Annotated in this window: 15 protein-coding genes and 1 tRNA gene; 7 read left to right on the top strand and 9 right to left on the bottom strand. The window is 60.6% G+C overall.

Annotated elements, in window-relative coordinates; all coding sequences use genetic code 11:
- Positions 1–77 (bottom strand) — tRNA-Val (locus P5540_18345).
- A 357-nt stretch (positions 78–434) separates the two neighbouring features.
- On the opposite strand from P5540_18345, the gene P5540_18340 reads away from it, so the two are divergent.
- The gene (locus tag P5540_18340) at positions 435–1,376 is read left to right on the top strand and encodes a DUF1559 domain-containing protein (protein HRT66778.1); all 942 of its coding nucleotides are present in this window, start codon (positions 435–437) and stop codon (positions 1,374–1,376) included.
- A 45-nt stretch (positions 1,377–1,421) separates the two neighbouring features.
- The gene (locus P5540_18335) at positions 1,422–2,267 is read left to right on the top strand and encodes a metallophosphoesterase (GenBank protein ID HRT66777.1); all 846 of its coding nucleotides are present in this window, start codon (positions 1,422–1,424) and stop codon (positions 2,265–2,267) included.
- A gap of 11 nt (positions 2,268–2,278) precedes the next feature.
- On the opposite strand, the gene P5540_18330 is transcribed toward P5540_18335, so the two are convergent.
- Positions 2,279–3,547: a hypothetical protein gene (locus tag P5540_18330; protein ID HRT66776.1), complete on the bottom strand. Its 1,269-nt coding sequence runs from the start codon at positions 3,545–3,547 to the stop codon at positions 2,279–2,281.
- A 51-nt stretch (positions 3,548–3,598) separates the two neighbouring features.
- Positions 3,599–5,308 (bottom strand): hypothetical protein, encoded by a 1,710-nt coding sequence (locus P5540_18325; protein HRT66775.1) that lies wholly within the window; start codon positions 5,306–5,308, stop codon positions 3,599–3,601.
- A 193-nt stretch (positions 5,309–5,501) separates the two neighbouring features.
- Here P5540_18325 and P5540_18320 point away from each other — a divergent pair, with 193 nt between their 5' ends.
- Positions 5,502–6,905 (top strand): MFS transporter, encoded by a 1,404-nt coding sequence (locus tag P5540_18320; protein ID HRT66774.1) that lies wholly within the window; start codon positions 5,502–5,504, stop codon positions 6,903–6,905.
- Here P5540_18320 and pabB read toward each other — a convergent pair.
- The 4 genes from pabB to P5540_18300 all read right to left on the bottom strand — a co-directional run bounded on the left by pabB (position 6,874) and on the right by P5540_18300 (position 12,612).
- The gene (gene pabB, locus P5540_18315; GenBank protein ID HRT66773.1) at positions 6,874–8,643 is read right to left on the bottom strand and encodes an aminodeoxychorismate synthase component I; all 1,770 of its coding nucleotides are present in this window, start codon (positions 8,641–8,643) and stop codon (positions 6,874–6,876) included. The genes P5540_18320 and pabB overlap by 32 nt on opposite strands.
- Positions 8,644–8,708: 65 nt before the next feature.
- Positions 8,709–9,848 (bottom strand): xylose isomerase, encoded by a 1,140-nt coding sequence (locus tag P5540_18310; GenBank protein ID HRT66772.1) that lies wholly within the window; start codon positions 9,846–9,848, stop codon positions 8,709–8,711.
- Positions 9,849–9,967: 119 nt separating this feature from the next.
- The gene (locus P5540_18305) at positions 9,968–11,278 is read right to left on the bottom strand and encodes an MFS transporter (GenBank protein ID HRT66771.1); all 1,311 of its coding nucleotides are present in this window, start codon (positions 11,276–11,278) and stop codon (positions 9,968–9,970) included.
- A gap of 14 nt (positions 11,279–11,292) precedes the next feature.
- Positions 11,293–12,612 (bottom strand): MFS transporter, encoded by a 1,320-nt coding sequence (locus P5540_18300; GenBank protein ID HRT66770.1) that lies wholly within the window; start codon positions 12,610–12,612, stop codon positions 11,293–11,295.
- A gap of 882 nt (positions 12,613–13,494) precedes the next feature.
- Here P5540_18300 and P5540_18295 point away from each other — a divergent pair.
- Positions 13,495–14,949, top strand: coding sequence for a DUF3748 domain-containing protein (locus P5540_18295; GenBank protein ID HRT66769.1), 1,455 nt, complete (start codon positions 13,495–13,497; stop codon positions 14,947–14,949).
- 7 nt (positions 14,950–14,956) lie between these two features.
- On the opposite strand, the gene P5540_18290 is transcribed toward P5540_18295, so the two are convergent.
- The gene (locus tag P5540_18290) at positions 14,957–16,288 is read right to left on the bottom strand and encodes an inositol monophosphatase family protein (protein ID HRT66768.1); all 1,332 of its coding nucleotides are present in this window, start codon (positions 16,286–16,288) and stop codon (positions 14,957–14,959) included.
- Between the two features lie 27 nt (positions 16,289–16,315).
- Positions 16,316–17,476, bottom strand: a complete 1,161-nt coding sequence (locus P5540_18285; protein ID HRT66767.1) for a PmoA family protein — start codon at positions 17,474–17,476, stop codon at positions 16,316–16,318.
- Positions 17,477–17,909: 433 nt separating this feature from the next.
- On the opposite strand from P5540_18285, the gene P5540_18280 reads away from it, so the two are divergent.
- The 3 genes from P5540_18280 to P5540_18270 form a co-directional block, all read left to right on the top strand.
- Positions 17,910–18,269 (top strand): response regulator, encoded by a 360-nt coding sequence (locus tag P5540_18280; protein HRT66766.1) that lies wholly within the window; start codon positions 17,910–17,912, stop codon positions 18,267–18,269.
- Between the two features lie 12 nt (positions 18,270–18,281).
- Positions 18,282–20,273, top strand: coding sequence for a glycosyltransferase family 39 protein (locus tag P5540_18275; protein HRT66765.1), 1,992 nt, complete (start codon positions 18,282–18,284; stop codon positions 20,271–20,273).
- 67 nt (positions 20,274–20,340) lie between these two features.
- The coding region (locus P5540_18270) for a DegT/DnrJ/EryC1/StrS family aminotransferase (GenBank protein ID HRT66764.1) at positions 20,341–21,128 on the top strand (788 nt) is incomplete at its 3' end.

Here is a 21,128-nt window from a genome sequence, read left to right as displayed (position 1 = left end):
TGGTGGGCGGTGGGTGACTCGAACACCCGACACCCTGCGTGTAAGGCAGGTGCTCTAACCAACTGAGCTAACCGCCCGAAGGCGGAGGACACGATATCACGGGCCAAGGGATGGGTTCAAATGGGCGGTAAATTGCAGAGGGCCGGCCAGAGATTATAGATTGGGGATGAACGGAATGGACGAAGTGGATGGGATAGACAATGCGGGCGGCGGATGTTTCGGTCCTGCGCGGGCTACGCGGTTTGGGACCAGACTTCCCGGCGACGCGGTTCGTGTGCGTTTTCATCTGCGCGCCGCGCGGATTTACGCGCTTGCGGCGCATGGATTTGCTTTTGCCGCCGTGGGTGGAAAAGAATGGAATTTGCGGAGAATCGCAGGAATCGGGCATTGGATGAACCGGTTTGCGGACCGGTTCGGACGAGGAGGGTCGAACCATGGACAGGAAGGGATTCACGCTAATCGAGTTGCTGGTGGTTATCGCGATAATCGGCATTTTGGCGGCGATTCTGCTGCCGGCGCTGGCGCGTGCCCGCGAATCGGCACGGCGCGCCAGTTGCGCGAACAATCTCAAGCAGATTGGCCTCTCGATGAAGATGTATGCGAACGAGGCCCCCAGCCAGAAGTTTCCCCCGGACAAGTACAAGGAGTTCAACAACGGATCGTGCAGCCCCGGCAAGGTGACGTTCGGGGTTATCTGGCAGGGCGAGACGTTGTACCCGGAATATTTGAGCGACACGACGGTGAACGTGTGTCCGTCGGACAGCGACGGGGCGAAGGCTATCACAGGCGGACGCTGGCTGTGCGATCAGAACGAACCGGATCGGGGTATTTGCCCGTGCAAGATAGACGATCTTTCCTATGGCTATTTCGGCTGGGCGTTGAAACCGGAAATTTATCTGGCTCCGGGCATCGATCAGAACGATCCAAATTTCCCCAGCGGCCTCGGCGCCATCGGCAGTTATTTCGATTCGGGTTTCGCCAACTCCCTGATCCAGCAATTTCAGGCGATATTTGTCAAGGACGGCAGCACCAATCCGGCCGACATTGCGCAAATTGCCGGCATTATGGACAGCGATATACGGATTACGGGCCACGCAACCCTGGGCGATTTCCTGGTCTACCGCCTGCGGGAAGGCGTCGAGCGTTTCTTCGTCACCGACATCAACAATCCGGCATCCACCGCCAAGGCCCAAAGCGAGATTGTCGTGCAGTACGATTTCGTGACGACGGTGGCCCGGGATTTCAACCATGTGCCCGGCGGGTCGAATGTCCTGTATCTGGACGGTCATGTCGAATTCCTGAAATGGCCGTCGAATCATCCCGTAAACCGGGGTTTCGTGGCTCTGATTGACACCGTCAAGAATTTTTCACTCTGACGCGATTGTAGACATGGTTTCCATGGACGCGGCGGGTCCAAGCCAATGAATCGCAGGCAGTTTCTTGGACAAGCGGCAGGGACGGCGATGACGGCGGTGTTGCCGTCGAAGGCGTCTGCCGGGGAGGGTGATTCGTTCTGTTTTGCGGTGGTGGCGGATCCCCATTGCTCGGACGGCATCACGGAGGGACTTGAGGCGTACGGCAGCGGCGTTGACCGATTTTTGAATACGATCAAAACGATGGAGGCCATGTCCGAGAGGGAGAAACCATCGTTCATTTTGCTCGCGGGCGACGTGCACCCCGAAGCGCTTCGACCCCGAATGGTCGAAGCGACGATCCCGGTTCATGCCACGCCCGGCAATCATGAATCCACCCGGGAAAAGCGCGCGCTGCTACGCTCGTTGTTTCCCGGTGATTTTACGTTGAACGGAAAACCGGCCGACTACTACAGTTTCGTCCATAAAGGCGCACGGTTCATTGCGGTGTGCGATGCGGGCGCGGGCGGAGACCATGTCGGGCATTTGTGTTCGGAGATCATTGAGCCGCCGGGCCAATGCGAGTGGCTGGAAGGCGAACTTCGTAAGCCGGAACCCGTGAAAATTGTCTTTGCCCACATTCCGGCTGAACGGGAAGGCCGGGATCGCGACATGTACCTGAACCGGAACGATTCCCGATGGTTCAATGCGCTCGTGAAAGAAACGCAGCCCGTGGCCGTGTTTTTCGGCCATCTGCATCGGCCCACATCGTCGTACAGGACAGGCCGGTCGCAAATCTTCCATGTGCGATCCTGTTGTTGGAACTTCGACAAAGCCCCTGTCGGTTTCCTGCATTGCCGCGTCAAGGAAGGCAAACTTGAAACGCGCGAAATCATCACGGGCGAGTACAAGTAAGCGGCGGCGGTTTACGATCCATGGCGGGCCACGGCTTCGCGGGCGAGTTGGACCCAGCGGATGAGGCGCGTGGGATCGCCGCAAAGCGTGTGGACGTCTTTCATGACGATCTCCAGGTTGCAGTCGCGGGCCGTGGTAACGGTAAGGCGCAAGTCCTCGCGGATGAGATCCTCGTCGAAATAGGGCGTGCTCACGAGCGTGGGATTGGGTTTGCGCGAAAACACATAGTCGCGGCCCAGCGCCCCGGCCATGAACGCCTGGTCGCACCACGGGGATATCGAGACGCGTTTGAGATTTGGCAACGTCTTGACGTATTGCCATCGGTCGTGGACCGGCTCGCAGCAGCCGTAGTACGTGCGCCCGAATCGTTCGACGATGGGGCGGTAGTATTGAAGCACGAATTCCTCGCATTGGTCCGGTCCGCAGGAGACGGTTTCCTGTGATTCGCTCAAGACCCAGAGATCTTTCAGGCGGACCGGGTCGCCGGGTTGTCGCCCGGGTTGCGGCAATGCGTTCGTGTAGCCCATGCTGCCGGAACCGATGTAGTCGTTTTCGTTGTTCAACGAAAGCAACCCTTCTTTTTCGAGCCATTCGGCATAGGCAATACACTCGGCCTGGAGAAATCGCATGAGGCGGTGCAGCCCTTCGGGATCGGCGCACATGTACATCATGAATTCCTGGAGACCCACCAGATCGATTGCGACGCCCGTCAAGCCGGTCGTCCACCAGAATCCGCCGCGAAGACGGACGCCGAGAACGCCATCGAAGACCTCTTCCAAATGCCGCTTCCATGCCCACGTGGCTTCACGGTCCACCTCGTAGGTGCGCGGGCGCAGTTTTTCGAGATCGGATTCGAGATTCTTGATCGGCGCCTCCCAGCACCGGCTCGACACGTTTCCGCTGACCCGGTCCGCATAATGCTGAATGGATGCGACACCGTAATCGCTCACATTGACCTTCCAGTTGCACGCGACATACGGTTCGACGACATGATCGTCCTTCACCCGTTCGAATTCATAGATGACAAACCGCAATCCGCGTTCGATGGATCGCGCCCATTCCTCCTGGCACCTCGCCTGCCCTTCTTCGATCATGTCGAAGGCTACCCTGTTCTCGGCCAGGATCAAGGGACGTCCACCGCGGCCCTCGTCGTGCGCGTACCATGCGCGTTTTCGTTCGAGGTTGACGGGATCATGCGCGATATCGGCGACACGTTTGCCCAGTTCGCGCAGAATGGCGAGATCTTCCGGAACAATACTCCACGATGTTTCGTCTGGCATGGCAATCTCCTGGCCGCGATACGATTCCGGCGGCGGCCTGGCCGCGCGCGGTCAATCGTCCGGCAACATAAACGACAGTCCTTCGATGGGATAACCGGCTTCATCGGTCATTCGCAAACTGAACGCCCACGAGCCGTGCGAATTGATGGAGGTCACGCCGAGGCGGCTCTTGCCTTTTGGAATCACGATGGGCACTCGGTCCTCAAAAATATACCGGTCGCGAAACAACAGGCCGTGCCCCCGAACGGGATACTCGCGGCGGTCAAAGACGATGTGGCCGTCCAGCCGCACAATGATTCCATCGTCCCAGCCCACATGGAGATGTGCGTGGCAGGTTTTCCTTGCATGAATATCCGACACCAAGTGCGCCGATGCGTTGTCCGTGTTTCGCCAGTCGAACACGGCAGCCAGGCTGACGGTTCCCAGTGGCTCGTAGTTGCGGAACGGAAACCATCGCACGGGGCCGTCGCGCCCCGGAATGGATTGATCCGCATGTACCGGCTTCAGCAAGGCATCCTGCGAGGCAAACGCAGGATCTGTGAACGGATTTCCGAGCGGACCGAGCGCCATCCATTCGGCCGGTGTACCGAAGCGGTTGCAGAGTTCCGCGAATGAAATCCGGCCGCGATCATATTGTCGAACGATCCGAACCAAGCCGGCCGCGCGTTTGTCTTCCAACGGGGCTTTCGCGGCGAGGATGGCCTGCCAGCCGGCGATGGCGTCGCGGCCTTGCGCAAAGGTGGGCGGTTTGATTCCGTATTTTGCTTCAAGTTCGGGATCGGGCGCGCACCATGCGGGATGCGCCGTGAACGACCAGATGTACCGCTTCGCGATGGAACGCAGAAGCCGCAGCTGCTGGTCGAGTTCGGCGAGTTCCTCCTTCCACGGACGCACCGGGTAATCTTTTCCGCCGGTCTCGGCCATGTGCAACGGCCATACGCCCGGCGCGACGGTACAACGCCGTTTCCAATAGTCGAGCGTTTCGCCTTCCAGCAAGAGTTCCGCCGCGCCGTCGCCCGCGCGCGGAATGCCCGCCTGCGAAACCGGGCCTTCATAGAGGCAATACGATCGCTCGTATCCCAGATGGAAACCGCCGGGGGCGTCGCGTCCGGCCATCGCATCGAGCATTCCGAGCATGAAGGCCTGCCCGATGGGGCGTGTCCGCAATTCACCCGGCAGGACGAATATGACCGCCTCGGGATAGGCGTCCAGGATCGCGTTCATGGCGGCCTGTCCCTGCGCCAAGGCTGCCTCCACGAGATCGTCGGCGGTATAGCCGTCATACGTGTACATCTCATGTCCGAGCGAGTAGCGCTTGTAGGGATACTCAATGTCTATGCTGACGCCCCGGAACCCCAACTCTTTTGCCGCTTTTCCCGCAGCCCCGAAATGTGCCGCGAGTCGCTTGGTGAACTCGTCCGAGCGCAACGTCTCAGGAGAGGGCCACGCTCCCTCCTCCCCGAAGCAGAAGCCCAGCAGATTCTCGGTGGCGCCGGCCTTGTTTAGACGGGCGACGTTTTCCCCCGCTTTCGACTTCCAATCCGTCAAGGGCGATTTGTTTCCGACGCCGAGATTGGCCTCGATGCCCGTGTCCCAATCGCCGAGAACAAAGAAAAGACCGTCATACATGCGGGCCACGTCCGCTGCGCGATCGTTGAAATAGGCGGACGGAAACGCGCTGTAGGCGATCATTTTCGGCCCGTTGTCCGCGCCCGCGTTCAACCCCAACGCGCACAACAGCCAGATGCACGGTTTGAACATACCGGAATCCTTTCTTTTCGCCAAAACCCCGGATTTCTTCCGTCTACTGTATCCATTCGGGCCGCAATCCACAATCCGGCGATGTCCGCTTCTTTGAACGGCACCCGTCGCGGTGTTATGCTTTTCGAGGGGAAGAACCCGTCCGGTTTTTCCGATGTCGTTGCAACGTGGTACGAGTCCGTAATTGCCGCCCATGGAACCCAGCGAAGATCCTCTCCCAAAATGGGGCGTGACACACGGGTGGAGACGTGTTCCGATTCTGTCGGGATTGCAGGAGCTCGATCCGGCGCCCCGGCGTTTTCTGCTGTTCATCGTGTTCAACGTTGTTTCGTGGCAGTGCATCATTGGCCCGCCGCTGGTGCTTTTCGCGCGCAAGATTGACATGCCGCCGTCGTGGGTCGGCTTCCTGATCTCGTTTACTCCGCTGTCCATGCTGTTGGTTGTGATAACCGGCCTGCTAGTGACGCGGTTCGGCCCCAAGCGGGTCATGTTCATTACATGGACGCTGCGCAATCTGGTCGCGTGCCTGGTATTCGCGATGCCGTGGGCCATGGCGCGCTGGGGCACGGCGGCGGGCGGGTATGTGTTGATGGGCGCGACATTCGGTTTCTGCCTGATGCGGGCGGTCGGCGCGGGGGGCTGGTTCCCGTGGCTGCACGAAGTCGTTCCCGAAACGCAGCGGGGCGCCTACTTCAGTTCGGAAGCGGCCATTGCGCAAATGCTGGGCGTGATCGTCGCGATCTTCCAGGCGTGGGTATTGCGAGGCGATCCGGGGCCGGATCGTTTCATCGCAATTTATGCCGCCGGCATCGCGGCGGGTTTTTTCAGCACGTATTGGATGTACCGCGTGCCGGGCGGGCGCGGGGCGGCGGAACCGGTTACGATCCGTTCGGACATGGCCTCGTATCGCCGCACAATCGGCGATCGTGTTTTCGTGCGGTTCGTTGTTGTGGCGTCGTTATGCTTTTCGACCACGTCATGGCTGGGCGCGGCCTCGGTGCTGTATCTGCGCGATGCGCTGGGCATCTCTTCGCGCGTCATCATGATCATAACGGCCCTAGGCAGTTTATGCATCATGTTGACCATCCGCCACTGGGCGCGTTTCGCCGAACGTAACGGCAGCGCGCAGGCCATGCACCTTTCGCTCGCGGGACACGCCGCTGCGTCCGCCGCATTCCTGTTGCTGTGGCCGGGCGCGGCATGGAGCGTATGGCTGGTCGCGCCGCTGATGGTCGTGGCAAGCGTGTTCGGCGCCGCGTTCTGGATGACCACCCACCGCGCGATGCTGGGCCTTGTCCATGCGACGGATCGCGTCGGCTATTCGAACCTGTGGACCGTCGGAACGTCGTTGATGCTGGGGCTGACCCCCATTGCCGCGGGATTTGTTATCGATCATGGCGGCCTGTGGGGATTCAGGATCTGTTTCCTTGCGGCAAGCATCGGAGGATTGTGTTGCGCATGGCTCTGTCTGCGCGTGGCGGAGGGAACCACGCGGCCGGTTCCGGCACGGCATCGCGCGCCGCTTTTCCTGCGTCCCGCCGCCATGCTGGGGCGCGGCGTTCGGATTACGATCGGCTTGGACGAAAGCAACCGCTGATATCCGGCGCGTCTTCGATCGAAACGCGCCATGTCTCACGCACGGAATTGATCAGAAAAACGCCCGAACAACGCGCAAGATCCGCAAGCCCGATCTTTCGTTCCTTCACTAGGCCCTGTTCGAGCAGCATCGCGCGGTACGTGCCGGGCAGAAGGCCGCATTCGACGGGCGGCGTGACGCGCTCCCCTTCCATTTCGACCACGACATTGGCAATGCACGATTCCGTAATTTCGCCACGGTCGTTCCAGAGCAGGACGTCGTCGAATCCGGGGCAGTCCCGGCGGGCGCGATCGTAAATGTCGCGGCAGGTGGTTTTGTGGTACAGGAGCGGGTTCTGCCGGTCAAGGGGTTTCTTGGCGATGCAGATGCGGTAATGAAGCGGCTGAACAAGGGGAAACGCCTCAATGGACGGCTTTCCATCCCGTGAAACGACCAACCGGATCCGGTGCGGACGCGCCGGCAGTGTGGCGACGGAAAGCGACAGGCTCCGCCGGACGGTTTCCTCATCCATCGCGAAGCCGAAATACTCCGCGGATTGCCGAAGCCGGCGCAAATGCCGATCGAGCAGCAAAAAGCCGTCTTCGGGCGTCCATCGCATCGTTTCAAGCAATGCGAAGTCGGGCGGCGCATGCGAAAGCACGCGGGCCTTCGTGGCGCATTCGCCAAACTCGGACTCGGCGGTCGAATCCCATACAATGCCGCCGCCCGTGCCGTATTCGGCGGCGCCGGTTCGATTGTCAATCAGGACCGTCCGGATGGCGACATTGAACTGGGCCTTGCGCGGCGCCGTAATCATGCCGACGGTTCCGCAATAGATCCGCCGCGGCTGGTCTTCCAGTTCCGCGATGATTTCCATGGTGCGTGCCTTGGGGGCTCCGGTGATGGACGCCGGCGGAAAAAGCGCCCCGAAAATCTCCGCGATTCCGGCGTCGGTGGCGCAGCGCACCGTGCTGGTCATCTGCCATAACGTCGGATATTGCTCGATGTCGAACAGCGAGACCACCTCGACCGAACCGGTGGCGGCGATGCGGCCCATGTCGTTGCGCACCATGTCCACGATCATGACGTTCTCCGCGCGATCCTTTTCCGATTCGCGCAGCCGGGCGGCATTCGCACGGTCCTGCTCATGCCACAAGCCCCGCGCGATGGTGCCCTTCATCGGACGCGAAACGAGTTCGCGGCCGTCGAGGGAAAAAAACAGTTCCGGCGACGCGCAGCACACCGTCCAATCCCCGGTATTTACGAGGGCGCCGTATGCGCAGCGCTGCGCGCCGATAATCCGCGCGAAGAAATCCAGGGGATCTTCGCGAAACGGGGTGTGCAGCCGCAGGGTGTAGTTGGTCTGGTAGGTGTCCCCCGCTTGGATATATTCCTTGATGCGCGCCACGGCGCGCCGGTAGGCCTCTTCACCGGTCGAAGATCGCCAATCCATACAGACGGCCCTCGCGGCGTCCGGCAACGCAATCTCCCGGCATTCCCGGTACAGTCCAAACCACAGGAGGGGAAACCCTTCCGCGGGTTTGGTTTTCAGCGCGGCATCGAAGGCCGGCGCGGCCTCGTAGGCGACGAACCCCGCCGCCATGAGACCTTCCTGCCGTATGCGCCGCTCAATTTCCTTTAGCGCGGGAACGACGTCGCCCGGATCGCGAACATCGAAGCACGCCGCGGGGCGCTCGAAGAAAAGCCATTTCCCCGTTTGTGCGTCGTGTATCGCCGCCGTATTTTCACGAAGTTCCACGCGTTTCGCCACACGAACCCGCCACGGTCCGCGCGCCCTGTGTCATACAGTCTTCAAGCGACCGTCTATCCTGAATACATTTCGTCGAACGTTTTTTGGGCAATCCTCAGCGACGCGCGCATCAGGTCCTCGGCCTTGGCGGTTTCCCGGGCTACGAGATGCCGCATCAACAGGGCCGTGTCGAGCGTGGCGGCGGCGGCCTCGCAGGCTTCCCAGCTCAGCACGCTGCGAATCACGCGATCAATGGCCTGGGATTCATCGTCGTACGGACGGGCCTGCATGTCGTGCCCCTTCCATCGCGCGTAGCCGGCGGACTGAATCAGGCTCGCGATGGCGATGTTCATCCCGTTGACGCGCGCGCCGTGATCTATGTCGAACTTGCCGGGACCGCCGAGGATAATCCCGTCGTTGTACCCCTGGCTGTTCAGGTGCATGTGCGTCATCGCGCCGTTGTCGAGTTCCTCAACGGTATCGTAGACATGATCGAGGCCGATCATTTCGGAATGGCCGAATTCCTTGTTGACGCCTTTGCGCGCGCGCGGAATGCCGTATTCCTCCTCGAGTTTGCGCCAAAACAGGATGGCGCTGGCCACCGTCGGGATCAACATGGCGGGATGCCCCTCGTTCGGTTTCGGCTCGAAGGCGATGAACAACCCGCCGCCCTTGTCCGCCTCGTACCGGCAGAGATCGGCGATGCTTTCTTTCAGATGGCGGTACATCTCGCGGACGCCGGGCGTGGCGATGTCGTAGCCGTACGAACCGTTCCATAAAATGTAGGAAGGCGCCAACGCCGGATCGGGATGCCAAACCATGCGGAGCGGGCCGTAGGCAAGATCCACCGCGCGTTTGCCAAGGTCGCCGGCGGCGTTGCGTTCGGCGGGATCCAGCGACGCGATCCCGCCGTAGGCGAAATGACTGTGCGCGCCGGGGGTAATCATGGCGAGATGAATGCCCGCCTCGCCGAGCGCATCGGCCACGGCGGCCGCGGTCGCATCGTCAATCTCGGTGTCATAATGCGCTTCAAATCCCAATTGCACGTGTCCGGGCAGGCGCGGCGCGATCCGGTCCTTGACAAGCCTTATCGCGTCAACGGTCGTGAATTGGTTCGAGAACCACGCGGGGCGCATGTTCGACGGGACAAATCCGCCTTTGCCCGCGTTGAATGTCCATCGGCAAATGCTGTGATACGACTTCTTTTCCGGCATGTTGAAACTCCTCTGCATTCGTTGCTTTTTGTGGGCGATGTTGCGAAGTGTGTGCGCCCGAACCGCCCCTTGTCAAATGAATCCCGCCGGCGCAACACCGCAGGGGCATGTCCGTCCTCCTAGAAGTGCAGGAGAATACCATCCGGGTCGGGTTTTTTGTTGGCCCGGATGAGGGTGACGAAGATGATCGTGGCGACCGTGGGCACCACGGAGGCGGCGACAATGACCGGCTCAAAGGAAATCGTGTCGGCAATCAGGCCGATCAGATAGGTCGAAATCAATGTGCCGATGCCGGCGCCGGTGCCGCCGAGTCCCATGACGGTGCCTACCGCGCGGGTATGGAAAACGTCGGTGGGCAGGGTCAGGAACATCGTGCCGCAGCATGCGTAGGCGAAACTGGCGTACGCAAAGACCAACAGCAACAGGTAGTAATTGCTCGTCAGCGTGGCCAGCGACAACACGAGCATGCTGGGGCCGAACACCAGCAGCACGGCCCGGCGCGATCTTCCGACCGGCCAGCCGCGGTTGATGAAGTAGCTCGACAGGCCGCCCGCGAAGAAGTTGCCGAGTCCCGCGCCCAGGAACGGCGCCCAGAAGCCCAAAACGCTCGCGCCCAGTGAAAACCCTTTGCTCTTGAGATAGAGCGCATACCATTCCGCCATCAGGAACCAGAAGGGATCCAGCAAAAACCGCCCAAGGATCAGTCCCCATGTCTGGCGGTAACGCAGGACTTTCATCCATGTAACGCGCGGCGCGCCGTCGTCCGCAGCGGAAGACGAGCGCCCTTGTTGAATATACGCCAGTTCCTCGTCGGTAATATTCGGGTGTTCTTCCGGCCTGCGGTAGAATTTCAGCCATGCAATCAGCCAGATGAATCCCAGCGAACCGGTGATTAGGAAGGCCGGGCGCCAACTGTCGAAATAGCGGTAAATCAGCAGCACGATGAAGGGGGCGATGGCGCCGCCGATCGAGCATCCGCTGTTGAACAGGGCCACGGCCCACGCCCGTTCGCGCGCGGGAAACCATTCGGACACCGCCTTGGCGCCGCCGGGATTGTTGGTCGCCTCGCCCGCGCCCAGCAGGAAACGAAACGCCACGAAACTGCGAAAGCCCTGTGCGGTGGCGGTCAGCATGCCCACGACCGAATAGAACGCGACGCTGAGGCCGATGCCGCGCCGCGTGCCGATCCAGTCGAGAATGCGCCCGAACACCATCTGCATGACGGTGTATGAAACGCGAAACGCGTTCAGGATGAACCCGTAATCGCTTTGGCTCCAGCCGTATTGGTCTCTCAGGATGGGCGCGAGCGCGCTGAGCGTCTGGCGATCAATGTAATTGATAACCGTCACGAGGAAAAGCAGCGCGCCCACCCGCCAGCGCACATGGCGCATCGGCCGGCCCTTGCGCGGCTCGTTCCCCGAAGGCGACATGTTCGACGGCCTCCCTATTCGGGCAACGGCTTGCCTTTTGTCTCAGGCGCGAAGGGCAGCGCCAACAGGCCCAGGATGAATACGACCGAAATCACCAGGACGGTCATCGGCAGGCCGTAAGCCTTCACGAAGGGCGCCGAAAAGAAGAGCATGCCCGCCGTGACGAACCGCGCCACGTTGTAGCAGAAGCCGGTGCCCGTCGAACGAAGACGCGTGGGGAACAATTCGGGGAAATAAACCGCAAATCCCCCCAAGAGAAACAACAACATGTACCCCAGCAAGAAAAAGAATATCAACGCGGTCAAAAACGACGAGGTCAGGAAGAACGTCGCCGGCGCAATGACGAGGCAGCCGAGCAACGCCACGACGAATCCCCCGCGCCGTCCAATGCGGTTGGCCAGCCATGCAAAACACAGCGCGCCGAAGAATCCGCCCAAATTCTGCGCCATGCCCGCGAAACTGATCCGTTGTTCGACCATTTGCTTGAGTTCCACCTTGCCTTCGGGATTCAGCACCGCCCGCAGCAATTCCGGCGACCAGACGCTGATGCACCAGAACCCGATGACGCCGACCGACGCCAACGTCAACCCCACCAGGGTGTTTCGCCGAATCGTACGGTCCCTGAAAAGACCGGGGATTGTGCCCAGCCCCCCTTCCCCTTTCTTGGCTCGTGCGCGGGCCTGCACCCAAGCATCCGGTTCACGGACAAACATAAAGATCACAACAACCAAAAAGGCGGGAAGAATGCCGACCGCGAACAGATAGCGCCAGCTTTCGGCGGGATTCATGAAGGAGGCGAATAACAGATTGATCAACGCCGCGGTTACGTTGCCGAGGGCCGATGTCGCCTGCACGATGCCGAGCGCCGTTGCCCGGGAGTGGGAGGGAAATGTCTCGGCCACGAGCGCCGCGCCCGCCGCGAACTCGCCGCCGACGCCGAGTCCGGTCATGAAACGGAACAGGGCGAATTGCTGCCAGTTCTGCGAAAGACCGCTCAACCCCGTGAACAGGGCGTAAATGAGAATAGTAAGCGCCATTGTCCGCGTCCGCCCCAGCCGGTCGCCGATCATGCCGAACAGCAGGCCGCCGGTCGCCCAGCCGATCATCAGGGCGGCCGTGGCGATATATCCGTAAAAGGTCACGGCATTGGAAAAGGCCTCTTCAGTCGGATAGGCCGCGGGATTGAGCAGCGCCTTGATGGCATGTTGCTTTGCGAACACGAACAGCCACTGATCCATCGTGTCGAAGGACCAACCCAAGCACGCCACCACCAGCACCAGGTAATGATAGGGCGTCAACCCCGCTGTGAATGATTTCTTTTCGTCAAGCGCCATTTCCGTCGTGACCTTTCCCGGTTGCCAGAGTCGTTGCCCTGTTTTACCGTGTTTTCCCCGCGCACTCGCGCGCCCTTTCATGAAGAAAGCGGCGTTACCATGACACAGGAACGCCGTCCGTTTCAAACTCTTCGCGGCCTCCGCCGCGGCGGGATTTGGAATTGATCGCGGCACTCGCAAACGACATGCCCGGTTGTCTCGAACTCCGCAAACGGATCGTCGGTTTGGAGAAACGCTTGACCGCGTTGAAGAGCGATATTACCGCCGTTGACCGATCCTCGCTCAAACTCGCCGCTGTGCGCCGCGTGCAATGCCCCCGGCCCCGCCCAGACAAAGAAATCCCGCACTACTTCTTTCGGCGGCCTGGACTCGGCCGCCTTCTCGTCCGTGACGCCCGTAATCTCCCGGATATGTTCGGGGATGGATACGCCCGGATTCGCCCGCCCCCAAAACGTGTTCGACGGGACGCTCGCATAGTCGAAACGAAATGATCCCCTCTCATTCCGCAATCCGCGATCGGCATGCCCCCAGCCTCCGTTATCCGGTCCTGCAATGGATTGAGCCCCGTGGTCTCCAGGCTGACATACGTGGTCGAGCGCCGTATCGGCACTCTACGCGAAGAGCGTCAAGCCGCCTGCCGGGACTAGCCCGACTTCCGCAGTTTGAAATCAGCCGCGGAAGTCGGGCTAACTTTATTGCCGGAGGAGTGTTGATGGAAAGCAAATGTCTGCATGAGAAAGACGACCGGATCCCAGGACCAGCAGCCGTGGGGGATTGTTTTTTCAGACAGCGACGAATCGCGCCAAGGGATCCGTTTCTTTTCCGCCGCAAGTGCGCAAAGAACACCCAGGTTTCAAAAAGACAATAAGGACGAATGACACGATGGTTTTCTCGACCGGCAATGGAATTTCATGGATTTTTCCGCGTTTTTACCGCCTTTTCCTGGGAGTCAATCCTTGGCCGGCAATTCTCGCCGCCGTGTTTTCGATCTTCGTGTTCTTCATGGTAATGATTTCCCCACGAGCCGAAGCCGAATTCATGACTGAACAACAGATTACGTTTTCCCCGAAACACCACTGGCTGGATAACAACGACAATTTTTCGTCGGATGGCCGTTTCCTCTGTTACGACACGCGCGAGATGGTCGGGCCGGGCATCGAAAACAGCCAATCCATCGAGAAGGTCGAGATTGCCACCGGCAAGGAAACCGTCCTCTATCGGCCGGCCGAGGTTATCACGGGAGCGAAGGCCGCGCCGGGCGTCGGGGCGGCGTCGTTCTCGCCGGTGGCGGACGCGGTCGCGTTCATCCACGGACCGCCCGTTTCGGACGTGCCCCGGCGCGGGTTTTACGCGAAACCGAACCGAAACGGGGCGGAAGTGTCCGCGGACGGCGGCGGGAAACTCGCATGGCTCGATTTTCGTGACGTCGAAACGGCGCGGGACACGTTGCCCGGCGCGCATCGCGGCGGCACGCACCGACACGAATACTCGCTTGACGGGCGCCGAATCGGTTTCACCTACGACGATTTCCTGCTGCCGCAATACGAGCGCACCATCGGTTACATGGAGCGCCATCCGAAGGCGCCCGGCGGCGCGTTGTGCTGGTTTGCCGTGCTCGTCCCCGTTGTGCCCAAAGGCACATCGAAACCCGGTGAAATCGAACGCGCGCTCGGCGACTCGTGGATTGGACGCGAGGGACTCATGCGGGCCTTCATCGGCACGGTCCGCGAAGACGACGGTGTCGGCTACCAGGATTCGCTCTTTGTGGTTGACATTCCCAACGAGGTTGACATCACGACCGCCGACGCGGGTGGCGCGAATCGTTATCCGTCGCCGCCCAAGGGCACGCGCATCCGCCGCCTGACGCACGCATGGGCATGCGGCACGGTGCGCGGATCGCCCGACGGCCGCCGCATCGCCTACTACGGCCATGCCGAAGACGGGTTGACGCAGATATTCATCATCCCATCCGACGGATCGGACCGGTCGGGCGATCCTGCCAAGAGGCCCGTGCAGGCCACGCATTTTGCGAAAGGGGCCGGTCCCGGCCTGCGCTGGCATCCGTCGGGCGACACCATCTTCTGCATCAGCGACAACGGCATCGCAGCCACCTGCGTGAAACCGGGCAGGCGCTTCGGCAAAACGCGATTTCTGACGCCCCGCGGCGACGGCCCGCCCCGTATCGAATTGGTGGTTTCCCCCGACGGGCGAAGGCTGGCCTACACGAAACCCGTGCCCACGAAAGACGAATCCGGCGCGCGAAAAACCGCCTACAACGGCGCGGATTGCCAACAGATCTTCATCATTGATTTTGCGCGGGGGCGTCCGGGCCGCTGATCCGGCGTCAATTCCCGCCGCCGGCGCTCATCTTGAGCAACTGCTCGCACTGGTTGATGCGCGTGTCGAAGAACCGCAGCAGTTTTTCGTGCAATTCGGCGTTGGCCGCCGCGATCACGGATCGCTGGTTGTCCACCGAACTGTCCAGCAGCAGCACATCGTTGAAATCCCGTCCATAGGCGTCGGTCACGATGGCCCCGGCTTCCTGCGCGATGAGGAGTCCCGCGGCGAGATCGTACGGTTCGACGCCGATCACGTTGCCGCGTCCGGCATTGATGAATTTGTCGTGGACAAGTTGGGGAATGTCGCGGTAATACCGGTTGGCGAAATCAACGCACGCATCGAGTTGGTTGGTTACCAGCCGGGTCAGGCTGAACGATGTGCTGTTGCACGCGAAAAATCCACCCTTGAGCGAACTGACATCCACAAGTTTCGCGGCGGTTTGGAAAATCAGTTCCGCGGGACGCGCCGGCACGGTCATCGCCCATGCCAGCATTTCGAGGCTCGTGTTTTTCGACAACTTCGGGCGCTTGATGTGATCGCCCTGCACGACACGGGCGCCCTTGCCCCGTTCGGCATAGAAAACGCGATCGCCCATGAGTTCCAGCACCAACGCGCTGTCCACATCGGCCATGCACGGCCGTTCGATGACCCGCGTCGTGGCAATCGAAATCACACAGCCCTCGAAACCGCTTTTAGCCGCGCGCGTGCCGTCTATCGGATCCACAAGCAGCAAATTCTGCGGCTGGGCGTTCGTAAACGTGGTGTAGCCCGAATCTTCCGAGTAGTAGGCCAGCGGAATCCGCGCATTTTTCAAAAAGGTCAACAACGCCTTCTCCGCCACGCGATCCACCTCGAACGTCGAATCGCCGCTGACGGCGCTGCCCACGATTTCGCGTCCTCGCGCCTCCTTGATCATCGGCGCAATGCTGTTTTTGATTGTGGTGGCAAGCGCCATCAGGAATTCCCGCGGGAGAATTTTCACACGGCTCCGGGCCGGTTCGGCGGCGGGCGGCGCGGCGGGTTTGGAAGACGGAGGCGCCGCTGAAACCGCAACGGACTTTTTTTCAACGGGTTTGGCGGGAGGCGGCGCGGATTGTTTCCTGGCGGCCTCTTTTTTCAAGGCCGGTTTATCCGGCGCGGCTTTTTGGGCGACAGCCCCGGTTGGCGTCTTTTTCGATGGCGCCTTTTTGGGAGGCGCCGGTCGCGCCTTGGCGGCTTTGGGCTTGGCCGCCGCTTTTACCGGCTTTTTGGCGGCTGTTTGCCGTCCGCTTTTCTTTGCAGCCGATTTCGCCGGACGACCCGGTTTCTTTTTGGGTGAAGACTTTGCTTGGGCCATGGTGCGTTGTCCTGATGTTCGTTTCGACTATTCCAAAAAAACGGACGGCGGCGCGATATAATCGAGAAAATGCTCCCGGACCCTGCCCGTGCGCGCATCGCCGTTGTGTATGAACAACCGGTACCGCCACTGTCGAACCGCGCCCTTGGGAAAGGTCATGTCGCCGGACTGCCCGTCTTCGGGCCGGTAATGCTTCCATGCGAAGCAGTTCGCGGTCATCAATCCGTAGTCGCGCACGTGCCATTCGGTCGGGTAGCGGGGATTTCTTTCGTGATCAAATATCGCCACGCCCACATGGCGTCCGTCCGCCATGCCGCTGTAATCGCACCACGGCGCCTTCCTGCCCCAGGTCTCCCCCTCGTTTACGCCCCCGTAGCCGTTTTCGATGCGTCCGCCGTTGCGCACATCCATCGAACTGGCCACGCGCACCGAAACAAGCCCGCCTTCCTTCGTGTCGCGAAACACGACTTTGCCTTCGGTCATGCGGAACGTTACCTCGAGGTCCATCAGGCGTTCGCCATCCGGCATCGCGTAGAAACGCATCGCACGCGTTTCCTCGAATTGCTTTTCACCTGATCCCTTGCACCAGTGGTTGCGAGCGACGATTTCCCCGTACACCGGTCCCGAAACCAGCCGATCAAATCCCTGATGGCGTTGATATCCGTGGCCTGGTTCCTCGCTCCAGTTATCCGTGTCGTCGCATTCGCCGTATGCGACCCAAAGCGATTTGTGATGAACATGATCACGGTGTTCGCCTTTGACATTTTTAATGATCGGCCAATTGCGGGTAACACGGGCGCCGAATGGGCCGATCACCGGATGTAAAAACGGCCTAACCCATTTGTTTGCATAATGATAACTCGAAAAGAGGGCATTGCCTACCCGAATGTCAACCCGGCCATCCTTGGCGCAATCCCGCAAAGTGACCGTCTCGGCTGTTTTCGTTCCCGGAGCGGGTTTGACCACCAGTCCCAGCGACGATCCGGCCTTGAGACTCGGCACGATCCATGTCAAACGAACGCCTTTTACGCCCTTTGACACTTGGCACGGCACGATTTTCCCCTTGCCGTCAACGGCAAGGGAAAAGGAGGTGTTTTCTTTGTAAAATACCGGCAATTCAACACTTACAGGGCAATTCACGGTGTCGTGCGCGCCCGCTCGCACCGTGATCTTATACACATCTCCCACCAAAAAGTCCCTTCCGCTTCTATGATTACCACTAACTCGCCGCTCATGCCAATTCTATCAATTCTACATTGAAAAGTCCAGTGTTCATTTTTTGGCAAGAAAAATGCGAAAGCATGGCATTTGAGGTTTTTCCCGGTGAGGATTTTTGACGACGCGTGTCCGCTCACGGACATGTCGTGGCATCGGAGATCGACTGGACAGGCTGTGCTGTGTTCCGCGCCCAAAGGACTCCCTTTGCACGCTCAGAACAGGTGAACCCCTTTACGAACTTGGTACGCTCAAGAAACCAAAACGAATCCAAGGAATTTCCGGGCGAAGCCGGTGGTCGGGGTCATGCCCCGGAGATTCATTCATCCGAATCCGCTTGCGTAAGGGAGCGATTCCCGTTAGGATTGCGGCGTAAAATGAATAAGCGCACAAGGAGAATGATTCAATGGCAACGATACTGCTGGCGAGCGAGGATGCTCACTGCGCCGGCGTGCTGGCGGCGGAATTGGGCGCGGAGGGCCACCGGGTTCTTGTGCTGGCCTCCGGACAGGACGTATGCGAGGCGGCTGCGGCTGAATCGCCCGCGCTGGTGTTTCTGGACATGAAACTTGCGGTATTCAACGGATTGGAAACCAGCCGCATGATCCGCGACGATCCGAATTCGCCGCCTCGATTACCGATCTATCTGCTGGTGGATGTTCCTCCGGACGCGCATGTTCTCGACAAGGCCGGCCTGACGGGTTTTTTCCCCAAGGTCCACGAGACGCGGCAGGTGCGCGATCTGCTGGCCTTCCACGCCGTATAGTCAGGGATGGAAATGAACGGAACGGACACAACGATCGGCATCGAACCGCCGGCACGAACGCCAAACGCCGCGACGCCGGGCCATGAACCGACTTGCCTAAGCGGCCGGGCGCAGACCCTTCAATTCCTGCTGCTGCTTTCGATAAGCGCGGTTGTTTTGGGCGCCAACATCGGCGGATACAGTCTTTGGGCGCCGGACGAGCCGCGTTTCGGCCAGATTGCCCGCGAAATGCTCCAGTCGGGCGACTTTCTGGTTCCGCGTGTCAACGGCGAACCGTACAAGGAAAAACCCCCGCTCATTTTCTGGCTGGTCGCGGCCGTATCATGGCCGTTCGGTGACGTTTCCGAGGCCACCGCGCGCATTCCACCCGTGTTTCTTGGCGTGATCACCGTCGCGATGGCTTACTGGCTCGGACGGCGGCTTTACGGACACCCGACGGGTCTTTGGGCCGGCGCAATCCTGATGACCAGCGCCCTGTTTTTCCGCGAAGCCCGCTCAATGCGGACGGACATCCTGCTGACGGCGTGCATCATGGCCTTTTTCTGTGCGCACCAGGCATGGACCGGTTCAAGGCGCACGCGCTGGCTTGTCGCGATGTATGCCGCGCTGGGCGCGGGACTCCTGGCGAAAGGCCCGCCCGCGCTCGTATTTCCCGCCCTGTATCTCGTCGCGTTTTATTGGCGGCGCTGGAAAGACGCGCGCGGTTTGCATCCGGTGATCGGCCTTGCCGTGGCGCTGGCCCTTGTGCTGGCATGGTACATCCCCGCCCGCATGGCCGTGGCCGGCATGGCCGATGCGCACGCGACCACAAACGTCGGCCAGGAAGCCTATCGCCAGATCGTCGGACGCCTTTTCACCGGCGTGTCGCATCCGCGCCCGCCGTGGTACTACCTTGTCAACGTTCCGGTAAGCCTGCTGCCGTGGACATTGCTGCTGCCGTGGGCGATCCCGTGGGCATGGCGAAACCGGCGCGATCCTTCGACGCGCACGCTCCTGTGCTGGATTGTGCCCGCGTTTGTATTCTTTTCGATCAGTTCCGGGAAACGGGAGATGTACCTGCTCCCGGCCTATCCGGCCATGGCGATTCTCATCGCCCGCGGCGCGTGGGATCTTGCAATCGGCGATCACGCCGTTTGGCGGCGCCGCACGACATGGGCATGGTGTGTCGTTTTGCTCCTTCTCGGCGCGGCGCCGTTCGCTTTGCTCGCAACGAAACACCGCGATCTCTGGACGCCGGATCTTGTTCTGTTCGGCGTGGCCGCGATGGCCTGCCTGGTCCATGCGCTCTGGGCGCTGAGGCGTGAAACGCGCGCCGGATCGGCGGATCGGACGGGGGAAGCCTGTCGCGCCGGCCTGTTTCCCCAGCGGCTGGTCTTCCTCCACTTTGCCATCCTTGCCGTCATGGGCGCCCATGTCGGCTTTCCCATGATTGACGCGCGCAAGAGTCCGAGCGCCTTGTGCGAGCCCGTGCGCCGGCTTGCCGAGGCGGGTAAGACGTTTCGCCTGTATTCAGCCGGATTCACGAGCGAGGAATACATCTTCTATTCCAAGCATTTCCGCAAGGAAGTCCTGAATGCGGCGTACAGCCTTCCTGAAATCACGGGAAAGGCGCGTGACGATCTCGATGAAAGACAGCAACGGATGCGCGGCGCCGTCGAAAAGGCGCTGGACAACATTTCCGTGGCCGATTTGGCTTCGCCGACCGGCGATGAACGCGCCGCCATTGCCGCCGCCGTGCATGACGCCATTCGATCCGCCGAAGAAGATCCCGTCTTGGCGAATGCCTACGAAAAGGCTTCCGACGCCGCCTGCGCCGCTTTCATGAACGAATTCATTCAACCCGGCCCCGCGTTTCTGTATGTCGAGCCGCGCAATTGGAAGCGTCTGCTTCTTCACATGCCGGTGGATGCCGAATGCCGCATCCTGCGCCATCGTCCCATCGGTTCGCGCACCATTCTGCTCGTGGCGAACAAGGCCGGGGTTGTCTTGGATGAGGCGGAATGAGGTGTGATCGGATGTTTTGCCTGTTACATGGGAACCACATACGTTGACGAGGCAGGAGGATATTGCCATGATCGAAAAACTGGCGATTGACGGCGGGCCGAAATCGTTGGAGGGGCCTTTGCCCCCGTGGCCTTGTTTCGACGAGGCGGCGATTGCGGCGGCGACGGACACGTTGCGGAGCGGCAAAGTCAACTATTGGACCGGCTCGCGGGGAATGGATTTCGAGAAACGGTTCGCGGCGTGGCAGGGGTCGAAGTTCGCCATCAGCACGACGAACGGCACGAGCGCGCTGCACACGGCATTGGCCGGACTCGGGATCGGTCCGGGCGATGAAGTGATCGTGCCGAGTTACACCTTTATCGCGAGTTCGTTTTCGATCGTGCAGGCGGGCGCGGTTCCACGGTTCGCGGACGTCAACCGCGCCGATCACTGCATCAGCGTCGAATCGGCGGAAAAGCTCGTCACGAAACGGACGAAGGCGATCATGCCGGTCCATCTGTACGGCAACGTCGTGGACATGGATCCGATTCTCGATTTCGCGAGGCGGCACAACCTGTTCGTCGTCGAGGACAACGCGGAGGCATTCGGCGGCGAGTACAAAGGCCGAAAAACGGGCAGCATCGGCCACGTGGGCGCGTGCAGTTTCTGCCAGAACAAGACGTTTACGACGGGCGGCGAGGGCGGCATGGTCACCACGGACGACGAAGAGGTCGCATGGCGCTGCCGGAGTTTCCGCGATCACGGCTACGACGTGCGCGAGCGCCTGCGCCTGCTCGAAATGGAACAGAAGCTGCCGTACATCCACAACAGGGTCGGCTGGAATTACCGCATGACCGAAATGCAGTCCGCCATCGG

It is taken from the genome of Candidatus Hydrogenedentota bacterium, assembly GCA_035450225.1.
Taxonomy (GTDB): Bacteria; Hydrogenedentota; Hydrogenedentia; order Hydrogenedentales; family SLHB01; genus DSVR01.
The sequence above is the reverse complement of the archived record's forward strand: the minus strand, read 5'-3'. Positions and strand labels throughout refer to the sequence as shown.